General features: G+C 67.2%; 14 protein-coding genes. 10 read left to right on the top strand and 4 right to left on the bottom strand.

The annotated features are described in order from the left end of the window. The first annotated feature begins 2 nt into the window (after nucleotides 1–2). The 4 genes from QW861_RS23735 to QW861_RS23720 all read left to right on the top strand — a co-directional run bounded on the left by QW861_RS23735 (nucleotide 3) and on the right by QW861_RS23720 (nucleotide 4,785). On the top strand, nucleotides 3–851 hold the full coding sequence (locus QW861_RS23735; protein ID WP_315752659.1) for a MaoC family dehydratase N-terminal domain-containing protein: 849 nt from the start codon (nucleotides 3–5) through the stop codon (nucleotides 849–851). Nucleotides 852–1,027: 176 nt separating this feature from the next. Beyond that, a complete protein-coding gene (mdlC, locus tag QW861_RS23730) occupies nucleotides 1,028–2,650 on the top strand; it encodes a benzoylformate decarboxylase (protein ID WP_315752658.1) in 1,623 nt (540 codons plus the stop codon). 43 nt (nucleotides 2,651–2,693) lie between these two features. Continuing rightward, nucleotides 2,694–2,969: a hypothetical protein gene (locus QW861_RS23725; RefSeq protein ID WP_315752657.1), complete on the top strand. Its 276-nt coding sequence runs from the start codon at nucleotides 2,694–2,696 to the stop codon at nucleotides 2,967–2,969. A gap of 4 nt (nucleotides 2,970–2,973) precedes the next feature. Next, nucleotides 2,974–4,785 (top strand): hypothetical protein, encoded by a 1,812-nt coding sequence (locus tag QW861_RS23720; RefSeq protein WP_316193543.1) that lies wholly within the window; start codon nucleotides 2,974–2,976, stop codon nucleotides 4,783–4,785. 393 nt (nucleotides 4,786–5,178) lie between these two features. Here QW861_RS23720 and QW861_RS23715 read toward each other — a convergent pair whose 3' ends face one another. After that, nucleotides 5,179–6,873, bottom strand: a complete 1,695-nt coding sequence (locus QW861_RS23715; RefSeq protein WP_316193542.1) for an outer membrane beta-barrel protein — start codon at nucleotides 6,871–6,873, stop codon at nucleotides 5,179–5,181. 510 nt (nucleotides 6,874–7,383) lie between these two features. Between QW861_RS23715 and QW861_RS23710 the strand changes: the two genes are divergently transcribed. Further along, the gene (locus tag QW861_RS23710; RefSeq protein ID WP_409977923.1) at nucleotides 7,384–7,695 is read left to right on the top strand and encodes a MarR family winged helix-turn-helix transcriptional regulator; all 312 of its coding nucleotides are present in this window, start codon (nucleotides 7,384–7,386) and stop codon (nucleotides 7,693–7,695) included. A 765-nt stretch (nucleotides 7,696–8,460) separates the two neighbouring features. On the opposite strand, the gene QW861_RS23705 is transcribed toward QW861_RS23710, so the two are convergent. Together QW861_RS23705 and trhA are read right to left on the bottom strand one after the other, a co-directional pair. Next, a complete protein-coding gene (locus QW861_RS23705) occupies nucleotides 8,461–9,255 on the bottom strand; it encodes an SDR family oxidoreductase (protein WP_316193541.1) in 795 nt (264 codons plus the stop codon). A gap of 24 nt (nucleotides 9,256–9,279) precedes the next feature. After that, nucleotides 9,280–9,975, bottom strand: a complete 696-nt coding sequence (gene trhA / locus QW861_RS23700) for a PAQR family membrane homeostasis protein TrhA (protein ID WP_315826059.1) — start codon at nucleotides 9,973–9,975, stop codon at nucleotides 9,280–9,282. A 191-nt stretch (nucleotides 9,976–10,166) separates the two neighbouring features. Between trhA and QW861_RS23695 the strand changes: the two genes are divergently transcribed. Together QW861_RS23695 and QW861_RS23690 are read left to right on the top strand one after the other, a co-directional pair. Beyond that, on the top strand, nucleotides 10,167–11,630 hold the full coding sequence (locus tag QW861_RS23695; protein WP_315826058.1) for a YcjX family protein: 1,464 nt from the start codon (nucleotides 10,167–10,169) through the stop codon (nucleotides 11,628–11,630). Then, nucleotides 11,627–12,655, top strand: coding sequence for a TIGR01620 family protein (locus tag QW861_RS23690; protein ID WP_315826057.1), 1,029 nt, complete (start codon nucleotides 11,627–11,629; stop codon nucleotides 12,653–12,655). Before QW861_RS23695 ends, QW861_RS23690 begins: the two co-directional genes overlap by 4 nt. 3 nt (nucleotides 12,656–12,658) lie before the next feature. Here the strand turns inward: QW861_RS23690 and QW861_RS23685 are convergent, their stop codons facing one another. Then, nucleotides 12,659–14,164 (bottom strand): glycosyltransferase family 39 protein, encoded by a 1,506-nt coding sequence (locus QW861_RS23685; protein ID WP_316193540.1) that lies wholly within the window; start codon nucleotides 14,162–14,164, stop codon nucleotides 12,659–12,661. A gap of 224 nt (nucleotides 14,165–14,388) precedes the next feature. Between QW861_RS23685 and QW861_RS23680 the strand changes: the two genes are divergently transcribed. The 3 genes from QW861_RS23680 to QW861_RS23670 all read left to right on the top strand — a co-directional run bounded on the left by QW861_RS23680 (nucleotide 14,389) and on the right by QW861_RS23670 (nucleotide 18,030). Beyond that, nucleotides 14,389–16,116, top strand: a complete 1,728-nt coding sequence (locus QW861_RS23680) for an adenylate/guanylate cyclase domain-containing protein (protein WP_316193539.1) — start codon at nucleotides 14,389–14,391, stop codon at nucleotides 16,114–16,116. Nucleotides 16,117–16,368: 252 nt separating this feature from the next. Continuing rightward, entirely contained in the window at nucleotides 16,369–16,569 is a 201-nt protein-coding gene (locus QW861_RS23675; protein WP_315713975.1) for a cold-shock protein, read from the top strand. A gap of 252 nt (nucleotides 16,570–16,821) precedes the next feature. Next, on the top strand, nucleotides 16,822–18,030 hold the full coding sequence (locus tag QW861_RS23670) for a CoA transferase (RefSeq protein WP_315713974.1): 1,209 nt from the start codon (nucleotides 16,822–16,824) through the stop codon (nucleotides 18,028–18,030). The last annotated feature ends 1 nt before the right edge of the window (nucleotide 18,031 follow it).

Here is an 18,031-nt window from a genome sequence, read left to right as displayed (position 1 = left end):
TCATGACGGACACGCTCGATCTCGATCACCTCCGGCAATGGGTCGGCCGCAGCGCCGAGGCGACCGACCTCGTCACCCCGCAGCTCACCAAGGGGCTGCGCGCGACGCTGTTCCAGGAGATCGGCGAACCGACAGCCGGCGACATCGCGCCCTACACCGTGCACTGGTGTTTGGGCCAGCCGGTGTTTCCACACGATCAGCTCGGCCCCGACGGCCATCCGACCCGCGGCGACTTCCTGCCGCCGGTGCCGCTGCCGCGCCGCATGTGGGCGGGCGGCGAGGTGCAGTTCATCGATCCCTTGCGCGTCGGCGATGTCGCGACGCGCGTGTCGACCATCACCGACGTCACCCTGAAGAGCGGCTCGACCGGCCAGCTCTGCTTCGTGTCGGTGGAGCATGTCGTATCGACGCCGCGCGGCGTCGCGATCCGCGAGCGCCAGGACATCGTCTATCGCGACATGGGCGGCGCGCAGGCTGCGCCGGCGAAGGCGCCGCCGCCTCCGCCGGTCGCGCAGCACAGCGAGACGCGCGTCTCCGATGCCGTGCTGCTGTTTCGCTATTCCGCCCTGACCTTCAACGGCCATCGCATCCATTACGACCGCGACTACGTCACCAGGGTCGAAGGCTATCCGGGCCTGATCTTCCACGGACCTTTGCAGGCCGCGCTGCTGGTCGAGTTCGCCGCCAGACTCAAGGGCAAGCCGCCGGCCAAGTTCGCCTATCGCGGCGTGCAGCCATTGTTCGAGGGCAGCGCGTTCTCGGTGAATGCGAATGACAAGGATGGCGGCCTGGAGCTGTGGACCGCCAACGCCGAGCGGCAGCCGACGATGAAGGGCATCGCGAATTGGTGACATAGACTCTGTCGTTCCGGGGCGGTGCGTCGCAACAGAATGGCGAAGCCATTTTGGCGCAGAGCATCGAACCCGGAACCTCGAGGTGAGGGAGAAGAACCGCTCGAGATTCCGGGTTCGATGCTTCGCATCGCCCCGGAATGACGAACCCAAAAAAAGCACCCGAGGGAACGCCTTTGGCCAAAACAACGAAAACAACAACCAAATCCGTCACCGTCAAGCAGGCCACCTTCGAGCTGCTGCGCGCCTTCGGCATCAAAAAGGTGTTCGGCAATCCCGGCTCGACCGAGCTGCCGTTCCTCAGCGACTGGCCCGAGGACATCGACTACGTGCTCGGCCTGCAGGAGGCTTCCGTCGTCGGCATGGCCGACGGCTATGCCCAGGCGACGCGCAATGCCGGCTTCGTCAATCTGCATTCGGCGGCCGGCGTCGGCAACGCGCTCGGCAACATCTACACCGCGCACCGCAACCAGACGCCGCTGGTCATCACCGCCGGCCAGCAGGCGCGCTCGATCCTGCCGCTGCAGGCCTTTCTCTATGCCGAACGCCCGTCCGAATTCCCGCGCCCTTACGTCAAATACAGCGTCGAGCCGGCGCGGCCCGAGGACGTGCCGGGCGCGATCGCCCGCGCCTACTACACCGCGATGCAGCCGCCTTGCGGGCCGACCTTCGTCTCGATCCCGATCGACGACTGGATGCATCCGGCGCAACCGATCACCGCGCGCAAGGTAAGCCGCGAGCTCGGCCCCGATCGCGCCGCCATGGACGAACTGGTGAGCGCACTTGCCGCCGCGAAGAATCCCGCGCTCGTGGTCGGCCCCGGCATCGACCGCGCCGGCTGCGTCGAACTGATGGTCGAGGTCGCCGAGAAGGCCAAGGCCGCGGTCTGGGTCAGCCCGTTCTCGGCGCGCTGCTCATTTCCCGAGCGCCATCCGCAATTCCAGGGCTTTCTGCACGCCTCGCCCGGACAATTGTCCGACGCCCTGAAACCGCACGACCTCGTCGTCGTGATCGGCGCGCCGGTGTTCACCTTCCATGTCGAGGGCCACGCCGCGATCTTCGACGGCGCCACCACGCTTTATCAGATCACCGACGACGCCGAAGGCGCCGCGGTGCCGCCGGTCGGCACCAGCATCATCGCCACGATGCGGCCGGCGCTGTCGCTGCTGCTGGAGCTGCTGCCGGAGACCAGGCGCGCGGCGCCGAAGGGCCGCGTGCTACCCGACGCACCGAAGCCATCCGATCCGATTCCGGTCGACTATCTCCTGCATACGCTGGCGCAGGCGCTTCCGGCGGGCAGCGCCGTGGTCGAGGAGATCCCCTCGCACCGGCCGGTGATGCACAAGTACATGCCAATGCCCGGCGCGGAGTCGTTCTACACGATGGCGAGCGGCGGGCTCGGCTACAGCCTGCCGGCGGCGGTCGGCATGGCGCTGGGCCGTAGCACCGGCCGCACGGTGTGCCTGATCGGCGACGGCTCGGCGATGTATTCGCTGCAGGCGCTGTGGACCGCCACGCAGCGCAGGCTGCCGCTGACGGTCGTCGTCATCAACAATTCCGGCTATGGCGCGATGCGCTCGTTCAGCCAGGTCATGCAGGTGCGCAACGTGCCCGGGCTCGAGCTGCCCGGCCTCGATTTCGTCAAGCTCGCGGAAGGCATGGGCTGCGACGCAGTGCGCGTGAACCATGCCGCCGATCTCGCCGGTGCGCTGACGCGAGCCCTCGCCCATGCCGGCACGAGCCTCGTTGAGGTGATGGTCGACGCCGCGGTCCCGCTGCTCTACGCCCAGAAGGGCTGAGCCGCCGTTCGCACAGCGGACGACTTTCACGGCATATGCGACAATGCGTCGCACCTTCAATGGCGGCGGCATGGCTCGCCGCGAAATGCTCATCGGCCCGCCCCAACCGTGCAACCGGCGTTCCGACTGCAACCGTTTGTTTCAAAAGCTTTCTGTTCCCCTGCGCCATCTCGTCGCGGCCGGCTTGCCGCAAACATCGCGAAATCCTGCCGTCAGCTTGCAGGCAGACGCCTTGCTGCTTGCAAGGTCCGACCATTCTGCAAGCCAAAATCATTTTCAAAAGGTTCCATCATCCAATCCAGCGTACCAAGGGAGTTGAGCTGATGGCGGATAAGAAGAATCTTCAAACCGCGGCGTCGAGGACCGATCTCTATCGCCATGTCAGCGTGCTGGCCCTAATGTCCGCTCTGGCGGTGACGGCGCTGCCGCATCAGGCGGCCAATGCGCAGGCCATGACCACCGCCCTTGCCACTTCGGCCACCACCAACGCCGCCGCGAAGGCGGCGCAGGAGGCGGCGGCGAAGGCCGCAGCCCAGGCAGCCGCCAAGGCGGCCCAGGATGCCGCTGCCAAGGCTGCAGCCGCTGCCGCCGCCAAGGCCGCGCAGGACGCCGCCGCCAAGGCTGCGGCAAACGCTGCCGCCAAGGCTGCAGCGAATGCTGCCGCGAAGGCGGCGACCGACGCGGCAGCGAAGGCCGCAGCCAGCGCCGCTGCGAAGGCCGCGGCCGGCGCCGCTGCGAAGGCCGCGGCCGGCGCCGCCGCCAAGGCTGCGAACACCGCTGCGACCACGGCCGCCACCACCGCCGCGGCGACCGCGGCGAGCACCGCCGCCAAGACGGCGGCCGTAACGACCGGCACGGCTGCGGCCAAGCCCGTCGCTGCCGTCGCCACGGCCGCGACGACCGCCGCCAAGCCCGCCGCTGCCGCCACCGCCGCAACGACGACGACCGGTGCGGCCAAGACCGCAGCCGCGACCAGCACCACGACGAGCGCGGCGAAGCCGGCCGCTGCGGCCGCCGCGGCAGCGACCACCACCGTCGCGGTCGCCAAGGCCACCGCGACACCCGCAGCCGCAGCGACGCCGGCCAAGGCGGCTGCCGCGGCGTCGAGCAGCACCGATGCCGTCGCCAAGGCCAACGCAGCGGCCGCGGCCGCCGCGCAGACCGCCGCCGCCGCCGAGGCGCAGGTCGCTGCCGACCGCAAGGCAATCGACGTCGCGCGTCAGGCCGAGCAGAACGCACGCGGCGCCGCGATCGAGGCCCAGGAGCAGGCCGAGAAGAACCCGACCGCCGCCAACCAGGCCGCGGCGACCGCGAACGCTGCGAAGCTGACGGCAGCCTCGGCCGCGCTGCAGGCCGCGTTCCAGAAGCTCGACAAGGACATCGACGTCTCCAACGAGGCCAAGGAAGCCGCCAACGCCGCCAAGGACACCGCGCGCGAGACGGCCGAGGCCGCCGGCAAGGCGGCCCAGCAGGCCGGCCAGGCGGCCGGCAACGCCAACAATGGCGGCAATGCCAACAATGGCGGAGCGGCGGCCGGCAACGGCAACAACAATAACAACAATCAGCAGAACCAGGCGGCCCAGGAAGCCGCCGAGCAGGCCGCGCTGCAGGCGGCGTTGAAGACCGGCGAGCAGGCACGCGCGGTCGCCCAGCAGAAGACCCAGGCCGCGCAGGCGGCTGCGACCCAGAACCAGAAGACGGTCGAGGCCGCGCTGAACCAGAAGATCGGCACGATCGATGCGACGGTGGAAGCGGCCGAGCAGAAGGTGAACGCCGACAGGCAGGCGCTGGAGCAGGCGCGTCAGGCCGCGCAGCAGGCCAAGCAGGACGCACAGGAGGCCGCCGAGGTCCTCGAACGCGCCAACAATGCGGCCAACCAGGCCGCACTGGCGGCGGCCCAGGCCAAGGCGCAGACCACCGCCAACGCCTTCAACCAGGCCAATGCGACGCTGAATGCCGACAATCAGGCCCTGACCCAGGCCCGCGAGACCGGCGAGCAGCAGGAGCAGGCGCTGCGGGCCGCGGCTCAGCAGCAGATCCAGGCCGGCTACACCGCCGCCCAGCAGGCCACCCAGGCCGCCTGGGCCGAGGCGCAGCAGATCGGCAACGCTGCCCTGGCCGCGCTCGAACAGTGAGACCGCTGCGCTCCGCGCCGCCTGTCGGCTTACGCCGGGCGGCGCGGACACGGATAACGATAACAAGACCATCACCAGCCGCATGCCGAACCAATCCGGGACGACCCACGCGTCGGCGACCTGACCTCATCCCGCCGCGTGAGACGCCCGGGTCCCCCCCCACCCGACCGGCATGCATTGCCTTCAAGCCCCGTCCCCTGCGGGGCTTTTCTTTTGAGCGCGACCAGCCGCTTGTGGTCGATGCAGACCAGCCGCGTCGTTCGCAATCCGGTCAGACATCCGTCGCGGCGTCTGGGTCCCCGTCGGCGTCGCACCCGCGCTGTCGCGCGGCTTGCCCGGGACGACGGCGGAGATGCAGGGCGGCGAAGGTGCGCCACCGGACCCGGCCGCTGCTCAATATTGGAATCGCACGCCGACGACGCCGACCACCGTCATGAAGTTGTTGAGAGCGATGTTGGAGCGGGTCCATTCGGTCCGGACCTCGCTCTTGAGCTGAACGTTGCGGTTCATCTTGTAGGTGCCGCCGGCGGCGACGAACATGCGCTGGTCGACGCGGCCGATGCCGACGAACTGATCCTGGCCGTAGCCGCCGCGCAGCGTTCCGATCAGCCACGGCTCGAACTGATGGTCCATCTGCAGGATCACGTCGCGCGACAGGATGCCCGAGACGTTCATCGCCGGCGTCTCCGAGGCCTGCGAGCGCGCCACCAGCACGAACGTCGTGGCGTCGGTCGCGGCCCAAGCGAGCGTCGCATCCGCGATCACGCCGTTGATGTTCGGCATCAGCGGCGAGTCCATGCGGCGCGAGAGATAGCCGACCGAGGCCTCGCCGGTCAGCGATCCCATGTTGACGACGGCGCCGCCGCGCGCGGTGATGCCGCTGGAATCGCGGCGCTGGCCGTTGAAGTCGACCTGCAGATCGTGGTTGCGCCGATCGAAGCTCATGTCGACGAACGGCGAGATGTTCGGCGTGAGCACATAGGTGACGCGGACCTGCGCGCCCGGCTGGGTGTAGTTGCGGTCCTGCGTCCGCAACGGCACGTTGGCCAAGATCAGCGCGTCGTTGAACATGACGCGGTCGGCCGATCCCTTGAATGCGATCTCGGCGGGACCGATCTTCTGCAGCACGCCGGCGCTGCCGCCGAACGTCGTGGCGCGCGGCAGCTTGAGCGCGCCCGGAAGCGCCAATGCATCGTTGACGAAACGCGCCTCGCCGGTGATCGCGGTGCCCTCGGTGACGTCGTAGCGTCCTTGCGCCCGCGCCTCGAACGTCGGATGACTGAGCGAGCGGACGTTGCTGTCCTCGGTGTAGGCGCCGCGGAAATCGGCGTTGAGCTGATGCCGCTCCCATTGCGAGCGGACCGCGACCTCCGTCGCCACGATGGCGACCGGTGAGCCCTGCCCGCCGTTGCGCCGCGTGGGATTGGTGTCATAACCGGCCTGGATCTCGACGGCCGGTTTCACCAGGAACGCCCCGACCGTCACGCCCGTCGGATCATAGGGCTTCGCGTCGGCGGTCACCGGCTGCGGCTTCACCGTATTCAGGTTGCGATCGGGAAGAACGTCACGGTTGCGCAGCACGGCCGCGGGCTGGGCGGTTGCCACGGTCTCGTCTGGCTTGGCCGGCGGCGCCTCGGCGGCTGCCGCGGGCTTTGCCGCGATCTGCCGCGCAGCCGGTTGCGGCGCGGCGCGTTGAGCGTCTCCCGCCGGCTCGGCCGTGGCCACGCGCGCGCCACGGGCGGGCTGAAACGCGGAGAATCCGAAGCTGCCGACCGGCGCGCCGGGCCTGCCCGGCGCGGCCAGCGACGGCGCACCGGCCTCGCGCACCGGACGCAGCAATGCGCTCACGCCACGCGGGTCCTGGCGCATCATCAGCGTCCGGCTGTCGTTGGTGATCCGCGGAACGTTGTAGTAGATGCTGCGCGCCGTCACGTGACGAAAGAACAGCCGGTCGGCGCGTCCCGGGACGACGTCCGTCGGCTTGGCCTTGATGGTCTGCTGCGCGGACGCGCCGTCCACCACCATCACGGTCAGCAGCAGCACCTCGACGAGCGCGAGCGTGACCCCGCGGTGGGATCGCGTCACCATGAGCCGCTTGGTCCGCACCGCGAACGCGCCGGTCTTGTGTGGTGAATGAGCCTGCAAAGCAAATGCCGGGGTATGCCAATATCACGCGACGAGGTCGGGTCAGGGCGCCGTCGCGATGAATACGCAGCGCATGCACGCGACGAAGCCCCTTGCCTTGGAGATAGCCGGCAAACGTCGGCGGAAGTTTTGCCGAGCTGGGAACATTTCAGGCGAGATTGAGAGCTGTTCGCAACGAGCCGCCGCGGAGCGGCGCCTAAGCATCTTCGCGTTCGTAGAAAGCACTAATTAGTTGAAACGGTGACGATCGCTGCGCGGCTTCGCGGAAGCTGGCGAAATTCCGACTTCAGCATGAAGCTGTTTCGACCACGATCGCTCGCGTCCGAGACCGCTCGGCGATCGCGGGCCTTGCGCCATCGGCGACAGCCGACGCCTTTCAGATTCAGACCGCGAGGAAGCCGCCGTCGGCCGCCAGGACGTGGCCGACGACGTAGGGCGACGCGTCTCACCGCGATGCAGCTCGGCGCGGTCCTGCACCTGGAAAAATCCGGCGTCAGCCGCATGGTCCGCAAGCTGATCGACAGCGGCGAGTTGCAGGAGACAATCGATTCCGGCGACGCCCGCATCAAGCCGCTCTGCCTCACCGCGAAGGGACGGAAGAGGGTGGCCACGCTGCACGCCTTCGGCCGCCAGCAGGTCCGCGGCGCCCTGTCGGCCCTGTCGAAGACCGAGCGGCGCACGGTGCGCGAGGGCCTGTTGCTGTACGCCCGCGCGCTCGAAGCCTGGCGCGCGGCAGAGCAGGACATGCAACCGTCGGAGCCATGAGGGCGCCCGACGGGCAGATTGCGCATACACACCATGACGAAACTGCCCGTCGTGTTGAAATGCCGCAGCATGCGGCCTTGCGCCGTCGGGCAAATCAGGACGATCTTTCCGCGCATCCCGCCTCACCACGGAGGGGCGTTGCGCGCGATCGTCACGACACGCGAGGCGGGATGCGATGGCCGTGGCCATGCCGCAGCGTAGCTTGCTACGCGGACGAACGGCGTGGCCGCGGACGTGAAGTCGCAGCGTCCTGACACCCCGATGCTGGTGTTACGTTCGCGATGGCGCTGATGCACCGCGCGGACAATGGTGGCCAACAGCCCGGCGCACCAGGGAGACTGCGTATAAGCGTGAAGACCATCGCGCAGGGAATGCCGGTGATCGGCTGCACCTGTGGTACCTGCCGCCTGCATTTTTTGCTGCAGGCGGGCCATGGGTGAGGCCTTCACCCGGCATTCCCTGCGCCCTTCGAATCTTGAAGGGACAAGTCAACTGTACAGCTCGGGCATGATGTGCCGCGAGAAGGCGCAATGATGTCTATCGATGTCGGATCAAGTCCGCTGCCCATGATGTCCGCACGATCTCTCCTTAGCGTCATTCCGGCGAACGCCGGATCCATACGCCGCGGTCGAAAACCTCGGGCGAGATGGTCGACGCGCGTGGCTCGAACTGCACCCTGGGACTATGGGTCTCCGTGGTCGCGGGGACGACCGCGGAGGGCGTTGAGGCCGGGCGCCGTCACGTCGACCGACGATGGTCGCAGACCTACTTCCCGAACTCCTCGCGCATCTTTGCCTGGATCTTCGCCATGCCGCCGAGCCAGCGGTCGTAATTCTCGGTCTTCTTGCGCATGTAGCCGAGGACCTGCGGATGCGGCAGGATCAGGAAGCTCTCCTCGGCAAGGCCTTTCAGCACGTCCTGCGCGACCTGCTCCGGTGTCAGATCGCCGTCGCCGGATTGCGGGCCCTTCGGAATCGATCGCAGCATGTCGGTGTCGACGCCCTGCGGGCACAGGATCGAGACCTTGATGTTGTCGGCCTTGTGCGAGATCGCGAGATTCTCCGCAAATCCCACCGCGGCATGCTTGGTGGTGGAGTAAGGCGCGCTGCCGACCTGCGACAGCAGGCCGGCCGCCGAGATCGTGTTGAGGAAATAGCCGCCGCCGCGCGCCTTGTAGCGCGGGATCAGATGCCGCGCCGCGTAGACATGCGCCATCACGTGAATGGCCCAACTGCGCGCCCACGGCTCGTCGGAGGTGCCGCCGACATTGACCGACAGCGGGTCGAAGCCGCCGCCGATGCCGGCATTGGAGCAGAACAGCGCAATGGGCCCGAACTGCCGCTCGGTTTCCTCGATCACGTGCCGGATGTCGGCTTCCTGGGAGACGTCGCATCTGAAGGCGGCGGCGCCGATGCCATCAGCGACGGCCTTGGCGCCGGCTTCGTCGAGATCGGCTACGATCACCTTGGCCGCACCGGCGGCCGCGAAGGCCTCGCACAGCGCCTTGCCGATGCCGCGGGCTCCGCCGGTGACCACAACAATCTTGCCGGTCACCTGCATGCAAAGCCCTCCTCGTGGAATTTTCTAGGTCAAGACCAGGTCGAGCACTGCGGTATAATGAAAGCCGGCGCCCAGCAACACGAAACCATGCCAGATCGCGTTCTGGAAGCGCAAGCGCCGCCACGAGTGGAAGATGACGCCGAGGCTGTAGAGGATGCCGCCTGTGAGCACGCAGGCCAGGACCGAGGGCGGCATCACCGAGATCACCCGGTCGTACATCATGACGCCGCTCCAGCCGAGCGCGAGATACAGCCCGATCGAGAGCGCGTCGAAGCGGCCCGGCCAGCGCAGCTTCAGCACGATGCCGAAGATGGCGACGCCCCAGACCCCGAGCAGCAGCGCGGCCGAGAACACCGTATCCTTCAGGGCGGCGATGAACGGCGTATAGGTGGCTGCGATCAGCACGTAGATGGCGGAGTGGTCGAAGCGGCGCAGCACCCATTTGGTCGGCGACACCGGCCACAGATTATAGGTTGCCGACAGCGTCAGCATCGAGAGCAGTCCCGCGACGTAGATCGACACCACCACGATGTCGACGGCGCTGGCATAGATCGAGGTCAGCACGACGAGCACGGTTGCGGCGACCAGGCCGGCGGCGATGCCGACGACGTGGACGACGCCGTCCGCGATCATCTCGACCTTGTCGTAGTTCCAACGCATCGCGCCGGTGGCGGCATGGACGGAGGTCGAGGCGAACTGCTTCAGTTGAAATACGGTCATGTCAGAACCTGGTGCCGGTTTTCCGGGACAATTGTGCCGGAAGGATTATGGTTTCCAGTGGTCAACGTTCCGTTCAAAGTCTGGTTCTATCCGGAAACGGGCCGGAATTGTGAGCTTGAATCCGGCGTTTTGCATCGCCACCTGTCAAAAATCGCTCACGCCCTTTTCAACTGGCGAATTCCCCTCCTCCCATGGTGACCTTTTCCGAACTCGTCGAGGAAGCGCGGCTGTCGGCCCGTGCCCTGCTCGATTATGGCGAGAGCTTCCTCAACCCGACCGTCCGCCTTGGCGTCACCGGGCTGTCGCGGGCCGGTAAGACCGTGTTCATCACGGCGCTGATCCACGACCTCGTTCGCGGCGGGCGCATGCCGGTGTTCGAGGCCTTGGCATCGGGCCGCATCGCCCGCGCATATCTGACGCCGCAACCCGACGACGGCGTGCCGCGCTTTGCCTATGAGAGCCATATGCGGGCGCTGGTCACCGAGCGACGCTGGCCGAGCTCGACCGTCGACATCAGCGAGCTCAGACTGGTGATCGAATTCCAGCGCGCCAATGGCGCCGAGCGGACGCTCACGCTCGACATCGTCGACTATCCCGGCGAATGGCTGCTCGACCTGCCGCTGCTGAACAAGAGCTATGAGCAGTGGGCGCGGGAAAGCCTCGCGCTGTCGCGCAGCGAGCCGCGCGCGCATGTCGCCAAGGACTGGCACGCGCATCTGGCGACGCTCGCCCCCGAAGGCCGCGAGGACGAGTCGGCGACACTTGAGGCCGCACGGCTGTTCACCGACTACTTGCGTGCCTGCCGCGACGAGCGCTTCGCCATGAGCCTGCTGCCGCCCGGCCGCTTCCTGATGCCGGGGAATCTCGCGGGCTCGCCGGCGCTGACCTTCGCGCCGCTCGATGTCCCGGCCGACGGCCAGGCGCCGGCCGGCTCGCTATGGGCGATGATGGCGCGCCGCTACGAGTCCTACAAGGACATCGTTGTCAGGCCGTTCTTTCGCGACCATTTCGCCCGGCTCGATCGCCAGATCGTGCTGGTCGACGCGCTGGCGGCGTTCAATGCCGGCCCCGAGGCGCTGCACGATCTCGAGGCCGCGCTGACCGGCATTCTCGATTGCTTCCGCGTCGGACGCGGAAACATGCTGACGGCGCTGTTTCGGCCGCGCATCGACCGCATCCTGTTCGCGGCGACCAAGGCCGACCATCTGCATCACACCAGCCACGACCGGCTCGAAGCTGTGCTGCGGCGCGCGGTCAACCGCGCGGTGGCCCGAGCCGAGAGCACGGGCGCCGCAATCGACGTGGTGGCGCTGGCCGCCGTCAGGGCGACGCGCGAGGCGCTGGTCGCCCGCGGCCGCGACAAGCTGCCGTCGCTGCTTGGCACGCCGGCGGCCGGCGAAAGCGCCAATGGCGAGATCTTCGACGGCGACACCGAGGTGGCAACCTTTCCGGGCGAGCTGCCGGCCGATGCAGAGGAGCTGTTCAAGGGCGGCGCCTATCGCGGCCTGTCGAGCGCCGCCGCCGACGGCACCGACTTCCGCTTTCTTCGCTTCCGTCCGCCTTTGCTGGCCCCCGATCCTGGCGGCGAGCCCGCTTTGCCCCATATCCGCATGGACCGCGCCCTTCAGTTCCTGATCGGAGACCGGCTGCAATGAGCGAACGCGCCAAGCATCGTCGTCCCCAGACCTTCCGGCTCGATGATCCCGACGTCGTCGTGGTCGATGCCGAAGAGGCCGCCCGGCCGGGCCGCGGCACCATCCAGGTCACGCCAGAGGCTGATCCGGCGCAATTGCCGGTGCCGGTCGAGACCGTCCTGCCGGCGCGGCGCAGCTTCGGCTGGGGCGCACTTTTTTGGGGCTCGGTCGCAGGCCTCGTCCTGCTCGGCCTCGGCCTCGGCGTCGTCAGACTGATCGAGGATCTGTTCGCACGCAGCGAGGCCCTCGGCTATGTCGGCGCGGGGTTCGCGGCCGCAGCCGCGATCGCATTGGCGGCCGTCATTGCCCGAGAGACTTACGGGCTGGTGCGTCTCGCCACCATCGAGAAGCTGCACCAGCGCGCGGCCGCGGTGCTGCTGTCCGACGATCGCGCCGAGAGCCGCGAAGTGGTCGCCGAGCTGTTGCGGATCGCACATGCCAATCCCCGCCTGGCGCGTCCGCGTGCCGCGCTCGCCGGCCACGCCGACGACATCATCGACGGCGGCGACATGATCAAGCTTGCCGAGCGCGAGCTGATGGCGCCGCTCGACAGCGAGGCGCGGCGTCTGGTGTCGGTTGCGGCGCAACGGGTTTCCGTGGTCACGGCCGTGAGCCCGCGCGCGCTGATCGACGTGCTGTTCGTCTTCGTGGCAAGCTTGCGGATGATCCGGCAGCTCGCGCGGCTCTATGGCGGCCGTCCCGGCGCGCTTGGCATGATCAGCCTGTTGCGCCACGTCGTCGCGCATCTCGCCATCACCGGCGGCATGGCCGCGAGCGACAGCCTGATCCAGCAGGTGCTGGGCCATGGCATCGCGGCAAAACTGTCGCAGCGGCTCGGCGAAGGCGTGCTCAACGGACTGCTCACGGCGCGGCTCGGCCTCGCGGCCATCGACGTGACGCGGCCGATGCCGTTCGCCGCGCTGCCGCGGCCGGCGCTGGCGGATCTCGCCAAGGATCTGCTGCGCAAGCAGGACGACCGGGAATGAGGCTCAGGCCCGCGGCGTGGAATCGAGGGCGCCGGCGAGCCAGCGCCATTGGTACAATGGCGAGTCCGGTGGCGGCGCCAGTTCAGGAGTCCAGCCCGTCAGCCTGCCGAACGCGTAACTGTCCATGACGCGGCCGCGCCAGCTCCGCTCGACGTGTCCGAGCGGCTCGCGGTGCGCGGTCGTGTCCGCCAGCAGCGGGCCGGTATTGTCCGGCTCGCGCACGACATAGAGGCCGGCATGTCCTGCGATCAGGTCCATGCCAGGATCACGGAAGCCGATGAAGCGGGCCCGCTCGTTGATCTGGAGCACCGGCACGCGGCCGCGAAAGAACCACCGCATCATCGCATAGGTGCGATAGTCGGAGGTCGCGATCCAGGTCGCGCCGGTCTTTTGCAGCTCCTGCTCGACCCGCGACGCCACCTGCTGATAGCCCGCCTCGGCGCCGATCGGATCGGCCCGCCCGAGAAAATTCCACGGCGCGACGACATAGTAGAGAAAGATCAGGACCACCATGGCAATGCCGCTGACGACGGCGATCCGCGCCCAGCGCACGGTCGATCGGACGAACCAGGCGGACGCGCCGTCCTGCGGCAGCTTGACGATGTTGATCGCGACCGCCGCAAACCCGATCGGCCACATGAACATCGGCCAGGTGTCGCCGATCCGCAAGGTAAACGATTTCCAGAGGAAGTAGAGAAACGGCACCAGCACCGCCGTCGACAGCAGGATGGCGACCGGCTCACGCGTGCGGTAGCCGCGCCAGGCCGTGAAACTCAGCGCCGACAATGTGACCGGCAGCAGGACGAAGCCGACCTGTCCGAACTGCAATCCGAGATAATCGCCAAGCGTCCGCAACGAAAACTCATGCGGCGCGGTGGCGCGAACGAACTGGAAGCGGAACGAGGCCCAGTCGTGCTGTACGTTCCAGATCAGCACCGGCGAGAACACCGCCAGCGCAATCAATGCTCCGCACCATGGATAGGGACTGAGAAGCCAGCGGCTGCGCCAGGCCGGAACGAGCAGGAACGCCGCCACGCCCGGCAGCAGCATGACCACCGTGAATTTGGACAACAACGCCAGTCCGCCGAACAGTCCGGCGGCGAGCCACCAGCGTTCATCGCCGCTCTCGGCGAGGCGCACCAGCGCCCAGATCACCGCGAGTGCAAACGGGATCGCCGCGACGTCCGGCGCCACCTTGGCCATCAGCAGGCCATAGTAGAGCGCGGCCTCGGGCAGCAGCACCGCGAGGATCACGGCCCGCATATCGTGAGTGGTACGGCGAACGATGTCGGCGAGCAGGAGCTGCGTCACCCCCATCGCGAGGATGCCGGCAAAGCGAACGCCGAGATTGGTATCGCCGAACAGGGCAGTGCCCAGCCGGATGAACCAGGCGATCATGGGCGGATGATCGAGGAAGCAGAGCTGCAGCTCCTTCGACCAGGTCCAGTAATAGGCCTCGTCGGTGCGCAGATCGAGCGTCCCGGCATAGACGATGCGGATGATCGTCATGCTTGCGATCACGGCCGCAGCCATCAGCCACGCAGCGCGCGTGGATCGAGACTTTGGGCTGTCGATGCCTGGGGAAATGGCCGTCACGCGGTGCTTTTCCCCGACTCCGCCGGGCGAGTCAACGTTCGCGCGCAGCTCGCGCCGCCGGATGACCGCCGCCACCAGCCCTCTAGGACAACAGGGAATAAATCTCTAGCATTGCGGCTCCAGATCATACGGACCACATGACCATTTCGATTTACCATCGTTTGCGGTCGACCTGTCGCGGCATCGGTGTGCGGCAGGTGCGGCTGATCTGCGGCTTCATACTCTTCAGCTACCTGCTCAGTCATTTTTTCAACCATGCGCTCGGCAACATCTCGCTGCAGGCGCTCGCCGAGGGCGTGTCCTATCATGTGGCGTTCTGGCAGTTTCTTCCGATCGCCGTGCTGTTCTATGCGGCCGCTCTTACCCATGGCGGGCTCGGCGTGTGGGCGCTTTATCAGCGCCGGCAATTCAGCCGCAACACGATGGAGCCGCTGCAACTGCTGCTCGGCCTAAGCATTCCGGCGCTGATCTTCAGCCACATCGCCGGCGTCCGCATCGGACAGACCCTGTACGGACAGGAGAAGCTGTACCCGCAGGTTCTGTACTCGTATTGGACCGGCCCGTCCTGGCGGATCTGGTTGATGTCGGCAGCCCTGCTGACGTCATGGACGCATGGCTGCATCGGGCTGCACTTCTGGCTGCGGCTCAAGCCGTTCTACAAGCGCGCGGCGCCGTGGCTGCTCGCCTGCGCCGTGCTGCTCCCGGCGCTGGCGCTGCTCGGCTTCTATCGTGGGGGCCGAGACGTCATCGCCGCCAACGCAACACCGCGGTGGCGCGCCGAAAATCTTTCATTAAGGCAGACCGGCACGCCATCTGAACAGGCGGTGCTGGAGACCATCATGAACGGCTTCTTGGTCGGCTATGGCGGCCTGATCGGCTTGGCGCTCGCCGCGCGCGGCGTGCGCGCGGTGCATGAGCGACGTGGCGGCATGGTCACGCTATCCTACAACAATGGCCGCTCCATCCGGGTGCCAAAGGGTTTGTCCGTGCTCGAGGCCAGTCTGCGCAACAACGTACCGCATGCCAGCATGTGCGGCGGCCGCGCACGTTGCTCGACCTGCCGCATCAGGGTGATCGGAGATCCCGGCGCGCTGCCGCCGCCCTCGCCTCGCGAGGCCTTCGTGCTCGCGCAGATCGGCGCGGCGGACCCGTCGGTCAGGCTGGCCTGCCAGTTGCGCCCCACCGGCGATCTTTCATTCTTCCAACTGTTCATGCCGAACCCGACACCCGGCGAGCGCGGCAGCTCGCGCGCCGGAATCGGGCAGGAGCGCTACCTCGTCAGCCTGTTCGTCGACATGCGTGGATCGACCGGCCTCGCTGAGAAACGGCTGCCGTTCGACGTGGTGTTCATCGTCAACCGCTTCCTCAGCGCCGTCTCCCAGGCCGTGCTGGCGAATGGCGGGCAGCCCAATCAGTTCGTCGGTGACGGTATGCTCGCGCTGTTCGGACTAGCCACCGATTCACATGTCGCCTGCGGCCAGGCGATCCAGGCGGCGCGTGACATCGCGGCCAACATCGCCGAGCTGAACGCGTTCCTCAGCCATGATCTGCATGACCCGATCCGCTTCGGCATCGGCATTCACGGCGGCGAGGTGATCGTGGGCGAGATCGGCTATCGGGACCACATGGTGTTCACCGCGCTGGGCGATGCCGTCAACGTCGCGTCACGACTGCAAGACATGACGAAGACCCTCGGCTGCCAGGTCATCATCTCGGACGAGGTCTACGCGCGGGCGCGACTCGGCTCCGACGTGCTGCCGCAGCGCGAGGTCGAGATTCGCGGCCGCGCCGAGCCGATGCGCGTCAGGACGGCCATGGACGCCGCTGAACTCGCAATGCTCTCGGACGAGGGGACGGCTGCATGACAAGTTGCGTTGAACCTCTTTGCAGCCCGCGCTGTCATACCGAGAACGGTTGCAGCGGGTCCGCGGTGACTGGCGGAACGGTGGCACTGCGGTCAAAAGCCGCAAAGTCGCCACGATATCGATCATTTCGGGCCAAAACCGCCCGCTGTTTGCGCTATCACGCCTGTCACAACCGCAGTAGTCTCGAATTCCGGGCCTGACGGTTTGCGGGGACCGCGGCTCGTACTCGGATTGGTCCCGCGGAGGCGACGTATGGCTAAAGGTACGGTCAAGTGGTTCAACCCGACCAAGGGCTATGGCTTCATCCAGCCCGCGGCCGGGGGCAAGGACATTTTCGTTCACATCTCCGCAGTGCAGAAGGCCGGGCTGGCGACCCTCAACGAGGGCCAGACCATCGAGTACGACGAGATTGCCAACCGCGGCAGGAGTTCGGCCGAGAACCTGAAAGTGTAGCGGATCAATTGGCGCGCCATTCCGCCTCGCGGCTATTCGGCGCGATCGTTTCCCTCACCAAGCCAGCATGATTGTCGACACGTCGAAATAGACAGGAGCGGTGCCCGCTCCTGATCACATCTTTGCGTTTGTTTGTAGTTTCAGCTCCCTCCCCGCCATTGCCTCACCCGCCCGACCCGGGTCAAATGCGCCTCGAACCGCGCCGGCAACGTAATTCCAGCGCGCGGAAACAAGCGACGGGAGCGACGCAACATGGACGACAAGGGCATTTTCCATGGCCTGAAGGTGCTGGACTGCGCGAGCTTCATCGCGGCCCCCGCAGCCGCCACCGTTCTTTCCGATTTCGGCGCTGACGTCATCAAGATCGAGCCGCCCGGCGCCGGCGATCCCTACCGCAACCTGCCGAACCTGCCGGGCTATCCGCGCAGCGAGCATAACTACGCGTGGTATCTCGAAGCCCGCAACAAGCGCAGCCTCGCACTCGACCTGTCGAAGCCGGAAGCGCAGACCGTGCTGCAACGGCTGGTAAGTGAAGCCGATGTCTTCATCACCAATTTCCCGCCGTCGGTCCGCGCCAAGCTCGGCCTCACCCACGAAAAGCTGGCGCCGCTCAATCCGCGGCTGATCTATGCGTCGTTTACCGGGTATGGCGAGAAAGGCGAGGAAGCCGACAAACCCGGCTTCGATAGCAATGCCTATTGGGCGCGCTCCGGACTGATGGACCTGGTCCGTGCCGACGAGAGCACGACACCCGCCCGCTCCGTCGCCGGGATGGGCGACCACCCCTGCGCAATGGCGTTCTATGGCGCGATCGTCACGGCGCTTTACCAGCGCGAGAAGACCGGCAAGGGCTGCCACGTCGCCTCCAACCTGATGGCCAACGGGGTCTGGGCGGCCTCCGTGCTTGCTCAGGCCAAGCTTTGCGGCGCGACCTTCGTCGAGCGGCGGCCGCGCGAACGCGCGCTGAACGCAGTCGCCAATCACTACAAATGCCAGGACGGCCGCTGGATCATGCTGTCGCTCCTCAATGAGGAGAAGCAGTGGCCGATCCTCGCCCGCTGCCTCGGCCGGGAGGAGCTGATCGACGATCCGCGCTTCGTCACCAAGGCTGATCGCCACGCCCGCTCGGTCGAACTGATCCACGAGTTCGACGCGGTGTTCGCGACCAGGCCGCTGGCCGAATGGCGCCGGATCCTCGACGGCAGCGGGCTCGTGTTCGGGGTGGTCGGGATTCTCGACGACATTCCAAACGACAGGCAGATGATCGAGAACGAGGTGCTGGTGCCGTTCGAGAACGACACCATGCTGACGGTCAACAGCCCGATCTTCATCGACGGCCAGCGCAAGGTCACCCCGCGCAAGCCGCCCGGCATAGGCCAGCACAGCGACGAGATCCTGCGCAGCGCCGGCTTCGACGACGAGGCCATCCGCGACCTGCGCGCGCGCGGTGCGGTGGCCTGAG

The organism is Bradyrhizobium sp. SZCCHNRI1029 (genome assembly GCF_032487555.1).
Taxonomy (GTDB): Bacteria; Pseudomonadota; Alphaproteobacteria; order Rhizobiales; family Xanthobacteraceae; genus Bradyrhizobium.
This window is presented reverse-complemented; position numbering and strand designations above follow the sequence as displayed.